The following is a 12,598-nucleotide window of genomic DNA, read 5'->3' as shown; positions in this document are numbered from 1 at the left end:
ATCAACGGTCATGGCACAAACTACGCCTGACCCGACACGCCCACCAGATTCCATCGGTATCAGTACCGGACACGGCGAAGCGATCCCGGCAGCCAGTGGCCCGGTACTCCAATCCGTCATCATTTCAGAGCATAGCAAGATAGCGATTATCAGCGGGAAAACAGTCAAACTTCATCAAAAATTCGGTGAATTTCGTCTGGTAAAGGTGAGTGAAACCGAAGTCATTTTACAAAATGGAAAAGAACAACAAGTGTTGAAACTTTTTCCTGATATACAAAAAAAATCAGTCAACAAATCTACACCTTAAAATGTACATCAACAGGCTTTAGAAAAGAATGCAAAAGACTCTCATAGCTATTTTGATCGTAGGATTGACAGGATGCGCTTCACCGGCCTCTAAGCGTGAAACGTACGACCTTATCAATACCGAGATGAATAGCGCGGTAGAAAACAACGCGAAGCGCACCCAGCAGGAAGCCGTTTTTGCGTCGCTGTTGCCGCCGCTCAAAATTGAAATGCCAAAAACGCGGCAACCAATGGAAGAGCGATTTAATTTATCGTTCAATAATGTGCCAGCAAGTCAGTTTTTTATGGCGCTGGTTGCCGGTACGCGTTACAACATGCTGGTTCATCCTGACGTCACCGGCACTATTTCGGCCAATCTTAAAAACGTGACATTGTTTGAAGCACTGGACGCAATCCGAGAACTCTATGGCTATGAATACAAGGTTGAAGGCACGCGTATTTATGTTAAACCGTTAAGTTTGCAAACAAGTATTTTTCAGGTCAATTATCTCAGCGGCAGTCGCAAAGGATCATCTGATATCCGCGTTACTTCAGGTTCGGTGAGTGACGTTGTATCCAGTAATTCGGGTAGTAACAACACGCCCGGATATCAGTCGCAGTCCGGAACGACCTCGCGTGCAGTCGACAGCAGCAAAATTAGTACAACTTCAAACAACGACTTTTGGGGCGAACTGAAGGCCTCTTTAAACGCCATCATTGGCGACAAAGACGGACGTAGCGTCGTGATCAGCCCGCAATCGGGTGTCGTAGTGATTCGCGCCATGTCGGATGAATTGCGGAATGTCTCGACGTTTTTAAAGGCGACCCAATTATCGGTAGATCGCCAGGTGATTTTGGAAGCCAAAATCATTGAGGTCTCACTCAATGATAATTTTCAATCTGGCGTTAATTGGTCTGCCTTTGGCGGCAAAGGTAGCCGGACTTCGCTCGGCTATGTCGCACCTGGAACAACGCTTTCGTCAGTCGCTGGCACAACCTTGACCAACGGTGGTACTAACGCAATCAACGCCGTTGCTGGCAGCACCTTGGGCGCGGTCAACACGGCGGCTGGCTCGCTGTTCGGTTTGGCCTTTCAAAATAGCAATTTTGCAGCGCTGATTTCGTTTCTCGACTCTCAAGGAACGGTGCATGTCTTATCCAGTCCCCGCATCGCCACGATGAATAATCAAAAAGCGGTCTTGAAAGTCGGTACAGATGAGTTTTTTGTGACGAAATTGACGACCTCCCAAGGCGTAAGTTCCGGCAATACGACTACGCTACCGATCACTACCGTGGATGTGCAGCCCTTTTTCTCTGGTGTATCACTGGATGTGACGCCTCAAATTGATGCAATCGGCAATATCACCTTGCATATTCACCCGTCCGTGAGTCAAGTAACAACAGTCGACAAAGTGATCAATTTGGGAGCAAGTGGCGGCACATTGAGCTTGCCTTTAGCCTCCAGCGCAATCTCCGAGACCGATAGCGTGGTCCGCGGTCAGGATGGACGGATCATTGCCATTGGTGGTCTGATGCGCCAATCGTCCTCATCTGATCGCGCCCAAGTACCCGGGGCCGCTGATGTGCCAGTGCTCGGTAATCTATTCCGCAATAACAGCCGTGTGTCGCAAAAAAGCGAATTGGTCATCTTGCTCAAACCAACCATCGTTCAGGGCGAAGATAGCTGGGATCAGGACATGCTTGATAGTCAGCGCAGATTGCAAGGTTTGGTACCGCGCAATATGGGCGACGGAGACGCACAGGTCCAAGGACAGCGCTAACCATGTATAAAGCACATTTCTGTTTACGTGAATTACCATTTGGTATAACACCCGATACCAGCTTTTTTTTCGCATGCTCGAATTATCAGGCTGCCTTAAATACGCTGTTGATTGCGACCAATAATGGTGAAGGCTTCATCAAAATTACCGGTGAAGTTGGCACCGGAAAAACAATGTTATGTCGCAAGTTCATGTCAACCCTCGACGATAGCTTTGTGACAGCTTACATACCCAATCCATCGCTTGAACCGCGCCCGTTGATGCTGGCGGTAGCAGACGAATTGGAGATTGTGCTGGAGAAGGATGTCGACCAACATCATTTGATGAAATCAATCAATCTCCGTTTACTTAAACTGGCCGAACAAGGAAAAAAAGTCGTACTGTGCCTGGATGAAGCACAAGCGTTGCCACTGGAAAGTCTGGAGGCGCTGCGTTTATTAACCAATCTGGAAACAGAAAAAAGAAAGTTATTGCAAATCGTCCTGTTTGGACAGCCTGAATTAAATCTGAAATTGCAAAACAATACGATTCGGCAATTGAAGCAGCGCATCACATTTGAATACGATATTGCGCCACTGACCAAAGATGACATGGCGTTTTATATTTCGCATCGTCTGAACGTTGCTGGATTCACTGGTAGCCGCTTGTTCACCCATGGCGCACTGCGACGCCTGTACAGAGCGAGCGGCGGAATTCCGCGATTGGTAAATATTTTAGCCCACAAATCCTTGATGGCTGCTTACGGCAAAGGCCGTCAGCAGGTTGGTCCGGCAAATGTCCGTGTGGCAGTGAAGGATACCTTTTCCTCAAAACCTCATTCATGGTTCTGGCGACTATTAGGCGGCTCGGCGTTCTTTTTTTTATTTATAGATATGGCTGTGGATTATTTTAAATGAGTCTTATCAATCAAATGCTGCAGGATCTCGACAAGCGTGGATCCACTGTTGGTGTAGTTATCGGACCGACCGGGACGGACGCCTTGTCGCAAAACCACATCCGGACAGTACCGAATGTAGACAATAAATCACGACGTATCTGGTGGGTGGCGGCGCTGTTGTTGTTGTTGATAGCCATAGTAATCGGTGCAGTGTGGGGATTGCGGTATTGGCAAAAAGCATCGCCTGCCGCAGCCATCGTTAAACCTGCGGCGTCAGGGCAAGCAATAAAAGCTACGCCTTTACCCGCTCCCGCATTAACAATATTACCCGCGACACCTGCGATACCTGCGATACCAACCGCACCCGATGCCCTACCGACCGATGTATCCCCTGCAGGGACATCAGAAATAAAGCCAGCGTTGACTTCCCCCTCAGAAGTGCTTCCTGTTAAACCGCTGCCGGCGCCTATGAGCATTGGCAAAAGCACCGCGAATGATCCAACAAAGAATGATGAGACTAAGTCGATCACCAATAACAATACAGACATTGCTGGCAGGATTGCCAATACGCTGAATGCCGATGCAAATGCGTCAACAATCCTTAACGCCACGCCAGTCTTGCGCTCTACGCAAAATGACGTAAAAGCAATTCCCCGCAATAACACAAAAAAAAAAGGGAAGGCTGACTCAGAAAACGACGGCAAGATAGCGCCTCAAGCCAAAGAAGTGACCCCGCAACAAGCCATAGACAATCATTATCGCAAAGCCGTTACGCTGATCGATGTCGGGCAGATATCACAAGCTATCGATATGCTGCAGCAAGTTTTACAGCTTGATCCAAAACACGCTGCGGCCCGCCAAACCTTGGTTGGTTTGCTGCTCGACACAAAGCATCAGGATGATGCCATGCGCAAGTTGCAAGAGGGAATAGCCATTGATCCCGCTCAAACAGGCATGGCGATGATTTTGGCGCGTCTTCAGGTTGAGCGCGGCAACACACGGACAGCGCTGGAAACGTTGGAGCGATCGCTCTCGTATGCACTGGCTGATGCGGATTACCAAGCTTTTCTGGCGGCTTTATTGCAGCGTGAAAAACGACACAAAGAAGCCATTGATCATTATGCAATTGCGATCCGCAAGATGCCTGAAAACGGTCTTTGGTGGATGGGCTACGGTATTTCTTTGCAGGCTGAAAATCGCTTACCAGAAGCCAAGGACGCATTTACCCGCGCTAAATCGTCCTCGACATTATCGCCAGAATTACGGACTTTTGTCGATCAAAAATTGAGCCAGATGCCGCGCTAATAGCCATCCTATCTTAAATAAAATGTCCTTTAAAAAAACAATACAGCATTTGGCTTCGGCGCTTGGGCTACTGACTGCACCAATTACGCTTATTACCGCTATTGCCGCTATTGCGCTGAGTTACAGCGCCAGACTGCAATTCATTCTCCGAAGGCGTGCGACGCAGAGTCAAGAGCGCCTTTCTATCGCCGGAATGGTCAAAATATCGTCTTATCCAAAAGCATGGATCAATGCGCGTCCTAACTCAAATTTTATCCGTCACCAAACATCCTCTCTGCGTACTCACCTCCGGCGGTGGTTATTTTTACTAATCGTCCTACCGTTACTGTTACTGACAGCATTGCCGGCACAAGCTATCGACTACACTTTTCCAGGCTATCTTCCGGCCGGTTGCAGCGGCGGTAGCGGCTCCTACACATGTGGCACCTTGTCTCTCGCTGCTGGCGATACGATCAGTATTTACGCCCCAGCCACCGTCACCGTAAATGGCGCTTTTTCTGCGGGCGCCAGTTGCCAGATCAATAAAAGGGGTTCGGCCTCTAATCTGAACTTCAACGTAAGCGGCGCAATCGGATTCGGCGCCAGTTGCATTTCGAACGCTAACTTAACTTCTGGTGGGGCAATTGATATCGGCGCTAATAGCACGCTCAGCGGCAATATCACCACGAATATCGGGGCCGTCACGGTGGGTGCCGGTACTGACATAAACGGCACTATCAGCACCGTTCAAGGCGCAGTAACAGTCGGCGCGGGAAGCTCAGTCAGCAGCAGTCTTACCACCATCCAGACTGGTGCGATCACGATTGGCGCGACGGTTATGATTGGTGGCAGCATTAGTACTGCTACCGGCGGCATCGGTATCGGTGCAGGCACTAGCGTTGGTGGCTCCATTTCTAGTAGCGCTGTCGGTGCCATCACGTTAGGCGCATCAATAACAGTGAACGGAAACGTCGGTACCGCTTCCGGCAACATCGCTGTGGGAGCAAACACCACAGTCAGCGGTTTGATCTCAACGAATAGGCCCGACCCTATTACTCTCGGTAACATGGCCATTATCAACAGCGTGTGTTGCCTGGCAACTGGTGACAGTAGCTGCGTGACCAATAACACCAACTTACCCTCGCCGCTTGTATGTCCAGCCCCAGCAGGTGCTGGCGGTGCATCGCATGTCAGTACCTTTGACTGCCTGGAAAAGGATAGCAATACGCCATGGGTAGCAACGGCACGAAAACCGCTCTTTACTAAGCTGGTCAACGCTAACTTTACCTTCGACATCGCGGCGCTTAAATCCGATGGCGCACTGGCGACCGGTTACAGCGGCACTACCAGCATCCCCAAGTCGGTCAGAGTGGATTTATTCAACGATACAACCCCACCGACCAGTTGCACAGCCCTGGCTAGCCAAACCCCTGTGGCATCTCAAACAGTGAACTTCTCCGTAAGCGCTGCCGGGCGCACGTCGACCGGCAATTTCAACCTTGCAAATGCCGCCCCAATATTACGGTGTCGCGTCCGGGAATGCACCGATAGTAGCTGTGGAAGCTTCACCGCTTTGGCTCCGGCTTGCTCTTCCGATCAGTTCTCGGTGCGCCCTTCCACGGTCACGCTATCGACCTCAGCAACGGCGACAGCCCCCTCAACAACCGCACTCCCAATCATCAATGGAGGCAGTGGTTTCAGCCTGCTCGCTGCTACTCATGCCAATGATGGCTATGCGGGAGCCATGGCCCTCGACACCACAAAATTAACGGCTCAAACTACCACGCAAGCCGCAACGCAACAAAGCGGCGGCGTAGCCGGCATCCTGTCGCCCGCCACATTAGCCGTCAATACCAAAGCGATCAATGCGACTTATACCGAAGTGGGCTATCTTTATCTCGCCCCCGGTGCGTATCGCGACGACACGTTCACGGCCGTAGATAGCGCCAATGGGGATTGCATAACAAGTACCTCAGCTGATAGCAATCTCTCTGATACCTTAATCGGAGGAAAATATGGCTGCAGCATTGGCAATACCGGCACACTGTCATTCGGACGCTTCATACCGGATCACTTCGCCATAAGCCCTTCCCCGATCACCGCCGCGTGCGCCGCTTCCAGCACCCCTTTTAGTTATTTCGGACAAGACGGTTTCATTACTGCGTTTGGCTTGATGGCGCAAAACACGGCAAACGGTATCACCCAAAATTACACTGGCGTATTTGCCAAGTTAAATCTGACTAATTATGCTGGTTACCGTTTTAGTACGAGCGCATTGCCGACAGGATCAAACTTAACCAGCAGCGCCACCGGCGTGAGCGGCAACTGGACCAACGGCTCTGCCAGCGTATCAGCAGGCCAGCAAATCAGCCGACCAAATGTCGCAACAATAGAAACCTTCGTTACCGTACTTGCGGCGCCAAGTGATGGTGAAGTCACAGCAAGCTCACCCACCGCGGTCGGCAGTGCCACCAGATTGCGCTACGGACGGCTCAAGATGCAGAACGCGTACGGTTCAGAGTTATTGGCATTACCGATCCCGCTTGAGGCCCAATACTGGACGGGGTCCTACTATGTCACCAATATGGCTGACAGCTGCACTGTCATCCCTGCATCCAGCATCAAAATGAATAACTATCTTAAGCAACTCAGTGCGTGCAAAACCCAGCTGTCTCCCGCCGGCAGTACAACACTGATTGCAGGAAAACTACCAGCACCGGGATTAATCCTCACCAAACCCGGTGCAAAAAATGCTGGCAGTGTGGACCTAACTGTCAACATCAGTACCAGCGCAACGGATAACACTTGCGTAAGCACAACCGAGTCGGCAGCCACCAGCGCCAACATTCCCTGGTTTGGTATCAACCCTGCTTCTCGAGCGACTTTTGGGCTTTATAAATCATCGATTATTTATCAGCGAGAGATGTACTAATTGGAATTAATTGGTATTAGTAATTTTTTTGACTTTCAGCGTTAGAGGCGCGCCAGAGGCGCATCTGCGGCACAAAATACAAGCGTCGTTTATGAAGAAGAAGCGGTGAATTTATTAAAAAAATTCCATGCGGCAATATTATAAGCACGAGGCCTTTATTACTATTTCAATCTAATAAAATTGATTAATAAAATTAAATTTCTGTACAGAAATACTTCACGAGACCTCGCGCATTCATCACCGCAATTTAACGCGGATTAACCACATTTTATTATCAAATGTTAAATTTTTTAGTGCAAATCGTTATATATTCATTGCTGTAAATCAAAAGGCTTCTTCTTCCAATGTATTATTCAAATGTACTTTCTGAATAACGAATCAAGGGTGCATTTTTGGTTTTCCACGTGTAACTTTTGTTTGCATACTAAACAATTATTTCCGTAAAAGTAGTACAAGTCGTATCACTTCACACAGCCGACCAGCGTTGATTCTCAGCATTGGTATTTTGTATTATTTAGCAACGGAGATATTTAATGAAAAAGCAGCAATCGGGTTTTACCCTCATCGAATTAGTCATGGTCATCGTTATTTTGGGAATATTGGCTGCGGTGGCCTTGCCTAAATTTGCCGATTTAAAATCCGACGCACAAGTTGCTGCGCTCGCAGGTGTTAAAGGATCAATTGAATCAGGTAGCGCAATTAACTATGCTGCCGTTATTGCCGGACATGGTACAACAACAATCGGCTTGAATTGCTCCACCGCTGCTTTAGCGGTGCTACAAGGCCCTCTGCCAGCAGGCTATTCATTGGACACAGGCGTTGCCATCGTATCTGGCGATAATGCATGCGTACTGACCGGCCTCGCACTACCTACATCGATTGCGCACATTGTCGGTATTTAATTCATAAAAGCACACTGAACCAATTCTCCCGGGGACAACATGTTGCAGGACTCTGCAATCTTTCCCGGGTTTATTGCAATACACTTTTATGCCAAGTTGGTTTTGATAAAATCAAAGCCTTCCAGCTAGCAAAGGTATGACAATTTCAAAAAACAGTAATGGATTTACCTTGATCGAGCTGGTCATGGTGATCGTTATCACAGGCGTTATTGCCGTCGTCGCTATCCCGCGTTTCTCAGGACGCCAGACATTCCAAGCACGTGGCTTTTATGATCAAACTTTGTCAATGCTGCGTTACGCACAAAAAATCGCCATAGCACAACACACCCCAACGTTCGTCAATGTGAGCAGCGTAAACGGAACGATATGCCTTACCTATCTCTCCGATATCAATTGCATCAACAGCGATGCCAAACAAGTCGTGCTCGGTCCGTCTGACCAGCAAAAATTCAGTAAAGTCACACCAAACGGTATCACTATCGAATCAACAAACTCCTCGTTTTTTTTCTCAGCATTAGGGAAGCCATCGCCAGACGCGACCGTCCAGTTGTCCATCGTCGGCGATGGCATGAAAAGAATAATTACTGTTGAGCGAGAGACCGGATATGTCCACTAACACGTCTCTGAATCAGCAAAAAGGGATCTCGCTGATTGAACTCATTCTGTTCATCGTCATCGTTAGCGTCGGGATTGCAGGCATTCTATCGGTGATGAACATCACTACAAAAAATAGTGAAGATCCTGTGCAACGCAAGCAGGCGCTGGCAATAGCAGAATCAATGCTGGAGGAAATCAGCTTGCAACCCTTCACCTATTGCGCCCCATCCGACGCCAATGCGTTGACTGCTAACAGTGTCGGCGATTGTGCTGGCATCCCGGGAATAGCAAACGAAGACGATTTACCGTCGACGTCCCGCGTCAGCAACGTTGCGCAACGCGAAGCTGATAACGTGGCTGATTACAACAATTTTTCAATGAGTCCAATATTAGATATCTCAGGTACACCGATCACTGGACTCGCGTCCTACTCAGTATCGGTCGCCATCAAACAAGTTGGCGATACTTTAGCACCAGCAGCGGCCAAAAATGATGTTTTGCAAATTGACGTAAGAGCTGTATCAAGTTCTGCCGATATTACGGTCACGGGTTATCGTTTTCGTTATGCACCTAATGCCGTACCCTAATGCCATGTTAGCCACCTCAATCCGGCAGCGTGGTTTTACGCTGATCGAAGCGGTAATGGTCATCACCATCACCGGCATCATCGCCGCAGTGGTGGCGATCTTCATGCGTAGCCCGATTCAAGGCTATTTTGATCTGGAACGACGCGTGGAGGTCACCGACACAGCCGATACAGCACTGCGCCGAATTGGTCGCGACTTGCGCCTGGCGCTGCCAAATAGTGTGCGCAGCGTTGGCGCATCACCACTATGCCTGGAATACCTGCCAACAGCCAGCGGCGGACGCTATCGGGTTGATGCTCCCGGCGCAGCGCTCAATTTTACGGCCCCGACTACAACCTTCGACGTGCTATCAACCCTCAATCCAATACCCGCCAGCGGCGACCAATTGGTCGTCTATAATCTGGGAATACCTGGTGCGGATGCTTATTCCGGCGAGAATCGAGCAACTATTTCGACTGCCACCGTCAACAGTATTACACTGACTTCAGCAAAACAGTTTCCGTTTGCATCACCCGGCAATCGCTTTCAGATCATGCCAGCTGCGGAGCAAGCAGTGTTTTATGTTTGCACCAACAGCGGCACCGGGATTGATGCAGCCGGTAACGGAAACGGCAGCCTATATCGCTTATCGGGTTACGGAATTAACGCGGCCGCTCCCACCTCCTGCCCCGCAATACCAGCTAACGCGCCAGTGCTGGCACAAAATATCAGTCACTGCGAATTCACATATACGGTCGGCGTGACGCAACGCAACAGCTTGATTTCACTGCGTATCGCGATCACTAAAAACAATGAAACGGCCAGCCTCTACAATGCAGTTCATGTCAGTAACTCACCCTAAACGGGCCTTATCAAACGGAGGTTGCCGCTCCAGACCACATGCACAGCGCGGCTTTGCATTGATGACGGCTATTTTTTTATTGGTTGTATTAGCAGGGCTAGGCGCTGTCATGGTCACGCTTTCAACCGTGCAGCAAACAACTTCAGCGCAAGATTTACAGGGGTCGCGCGCGTATCAAGCTGCCCGGACCGGGATAGAATGGGGTGTGTATCAGGCCATGAAGCCCGAGCAGACCAATTTACCATCGGGCCAGACACCTTATGTTTGCCCCGCAAACCCGACAACCCTCAGTCACCTGGCTGGTGCTTTAACTGGTTTTAGTGTGCGGGTCGACTGTACATCGACGACCTACACGGAAGGACCAAATCAAATTGGTGCAATGCAGTTTATCGTCACGGCTAGTCTTGGGACACCCCGCAGTACCCAATACGTGGAGCGTCAGATGTCCGCAACGATCAGCACTTGCCGGACGGCTGGCGTGCCCTGCATTGAGTGAATCTTGGTATTTGGATATTGAATACTGAGCAAACAACGGGAACAGTTAGAAAGTGGGTCGTAGAGTAACCTGTCGAATGATGCATCATCTTGCCCTCTCCGGCGCTCTATCGTACGATCAAACTTATCGACTAATAGTAGGTAGCGAGATATCAGGCGCGTTCACTAATGCGCGTTTTATTTCGCCAGGAATCAAAGAGCACGAGCAATTGGTAGCAAATTAAACGTAAACATCCGCAACCCGGATCGTTTGCCTCACATATTAAATACGCACTGCACATGGTGCAATGTAAGAAGTTTCAAGGAGCACTCATGGCCAGACCGGAAAAAATTCGTTTAGGTGAAATTTTACTGCAGCAAAAATTGCTATCCCAAGAACAATTGCAATTGGGATTAAGCGAGCAGCAGCGAACAGGACGAAAGTTGGGGCGTATTTTTGTTGAAAATGGTTTTGCGACGGAAGACGCTATTTCTGCCGCTCTGGCCCGCCAACTCCGCATTCCTTACATCCACCTCAAGCAGTACCATATCAAATCGAACATAGTGCTTCTCCTGCCTGAAATACAGGCGCGCCGGTTTCGCGCCATTGTTATGGAAGAGCAGCCCGCCGGACTATTAATCGGAATGGCTGATCCGACCGATTTGTTTGCATACGATGAAATTGCCCGCCTACTTAAGCGCGACATTACGCTCGCCGTTGTCAATGAAAGTGAACTCCTTCAAACCATCGACAGACTGTACCGCCGGACCAATGAAATTACGGGTTTGGCTCGCGAGCTAGAGCAAGAGCTCGGTGATAATAGTATCGATTTCGGCACTTTAGGGGGCGGAACTGGTCTGGAGGACGCCCCCGTCGTCAAGCTTCTGCAATCGGTATTTGATGATGCAACGCAAGTCGGTGCCTCGGATATTCATATCGAGCCACAAGAAAAACGACTACATATCCGATTTCGTATCGATGGCGTTTTACATTTGCAGACCGAAGCCGATATCAAGATTGCACCGTCGCTGGCGCTGCGACTGAAACTGATGGCGGATCTTGATATTTCAGAAAAACGTCTGCCGCAAGACGGACGCTTTGCGATCAAAGTCAAGCAACAACAGATCGACGTGCGGATGTCGACGATGCCGACGCAATATGGAGAATCAGTCGTCATGCGCCTGCTCAATCAGAGCGGCGGCATACTCAATCTGGATGCTATCGGTATGCCAAAGGAAATGCTAAAACGGTTTCGTGCAATCGTGCAGCGCCCTAACGGACTGGTGCTGGTAACAGGGCCAACCGGTAGCGGCAAGACAACAACGTTATACGGCGCATTGTCTGAACTCAATACGCTCGAGAAAAAACTCATCACGGTAGAAGATCCCGTCGAGTATCGGTTACCCGGCATCAATCAGGTACAAGTTAACGACAAAATCGAACTAAGCTTTTCCAGAGTTCTTCGCTCCGCTTTACGCCAGGATCCAGACGTCGTGTTAGTCGGAGAAATGCGCGATCAGGAAACCGCACAGATCGGCATGCGCGCCGCAATGACAGGCCACATGGTATTGTCGACGTTACACACCAACGATGCAATCAGCACGCCGATACGTTTGCTCGACATGGGTGTGCCGGGTTATATGGTTGCCAGTTCCTTACAAGCAGTCGTCGCACAACGTTTACTGCGTTTAATTTGCGAAAGCTGCTCGGAAGACGCCACCTTACAAGTCAACGAAATTGAGTGGTTAAAGACTGAGCTTAAAGAGACCGTGAATACACACCAATACGCCCATGGTCGGGGCTGCACCCATTGCAACGGTACTGGTTATCGTGGTCGGGTCGGGGTCTATGAAATGCTTGAAATAACCAGAGAAGTGGCGGATGCAGCAAATGGCGATGATCCCGCCCTTTTTATGAAAGTAGCGCGAGCCCAGTTAGCCGGTGAAACCTTACGTCGTCATGCGGTGGCGTTGGTCCTGGAGCGACGAACGACGGTCAGCGAAGCAATGCGTATCAGTATTCAGCTTGAGGATTAAG

The 12,598-nt window shown here is 49.6% G+C and carries 11 protein-coding genes; all 11 read left to right on the top strand.

Going from position 1 to position 12,598, the window contains the following annotated elements; translation table 11 throughout:
• The first annotated feature begins 10 nt into the window (after nt 1-10).
• Entirely contained in the window at nt 11-307 is a 297-nt protein-coding gene (locus RGU75_RS16985) for an MSHA biogenesis protein MshK (protein ID WP_322237981.1), read from the top strand.
• 28 nt (nt 308-335) lie between these two features.
• Complete coding sequence (locus tag RGU75_RS16980) at nt 336-2,066, top strand: secretin N-terminal domain-containing protein (RefSeq protein ID WP_322237979.1); 1,731 nt, start codon at nt 336-338, stop codon at nt 2,064-2,066.
• Between the two features lie 2 nt (nt 2,067-2,068).
• Nucleotides 2,069-2,962: an ExeA family protein gene (locus RGU75_RS16975; protein ID WP_322237977.1), complete on the top strand. Its 894-nt coding sequence runs from the start codon at nt 2,069-2,071 to the stop codon at nt 2,960-2,962.
• A complete protein-coding gene (locus RGU75_RS16970) occupies nt 2,959-4,248 on the top strand; it encodes a tetratricopeptide repeat protein (RefSeq protein ID WP_322237975.1) in 1,290 nt (429 codons plus the stop codon). Before RGU75_RS16975 ends, RGU75_RS16970 begins: the two co-directional genes overlap by 4 nt.
• A gap of 22 nt (nt 4,249-4,270) precedes the next feature.
• On the top strand, nt 4,271-7,159 hold the full coding sequence (locus tag RGU75_RS16965) for a DUF6701 domain-containing protein (RefSeq protein WP_322237973.1): 2,889 nt from the start codon (nt 4,271-4,273) through the stop codon (nt 7,157-7,159).
• 533 nt (nt 7,160-7,692) lie between these two features.
• Nucleotides 7,693-8,061 (top strand): type II secretion system protein, encoded by a 369-nt coding sequence (locus RGU75_RS16960; protein ID WP_322237971.1) that lies wholly within the window; start codon nt 7,693-7,695, stop codon nt 8,059-8,061.
• Between the two features lie 136 nt (nt 8,062-8,197).
• Nucleotides 8,198-8,677 carry a GspH/FimT family pseudopilin gene (locus RGU75_RS16955; protein ID WP_322237969.1) on the top strand — a complete coding sequence of 160 codons (480 nt, stop codon included), beginning with the start codon at nt 8,198-8,200 and terminating at the stop codon, nt 8,675-8,677.
• Entirely contained in the window at nt 8,667-9,245 is a 579-nt protein-coding gene (locus RGU75_RS16950) for a prepilin-type N-terminal cleavage/methylation domain-containing protein (RefSeq protein WP_322237967.1), read from the top strand. Before RGU75_RS16955 ends, RGU75_RS16950 begins: the two co-directional genes overlap by 11 nt.
• A gap of 4 nt (nt 9,246-9,249) precedes the next feature.
• The gene (locus tag RGU75_RS16945) at nt 9,250-10,086 is read left to right on the top strand and encodes a type II secretion system protein (protein WP_322237965.1); all 837 of its coding nucleotides are present in this window, start codon (nt 9,250-9,252) and stop codon (nt 10,084-10,086) included.
• A complete protein-coding gene (locus RGU75_RS16940) occupies nt 10,067-10,582 on the top strand; it encodes a hypothetical protein (protein WP_322237963.1) in 516 nt (171 codons plus the stop codon). The genes RGU75_RS16945 and RGU75_RS16940 overlap by 20 nt, the downstream gene beginning before the upstream one ends.
• Before the next feature lie 311 nt (nt 10,583-10,893).
• Nucleotides 10,894-12,597, top strand: a complete 1,704-nt coding sequence (locus RGU75_RS16935) for a GspE/PulE family protein (RefSeq protein WP_322237961.1) — start codon at nt 10,894-10,896, stop codon at nt 12,595-12,597.
• The last annotated feature ends 1 nt before the right edge of the window (nt 12,598 follow it).

The sequence above is a fragment of the Glaciimonas sp. CA11.2 genome (assembly GCF_034314045.1).
GTDB lineage: Bacteria > Pseudomonadota > Gammaproteobacteria > Burkholderiales > Burkholderiaceae_D > Glaciimonas.
Note: the sequence above shows the minus strand (reverse complement) of the source record. Positions and strands in the feature narration are given on the sequence as shown.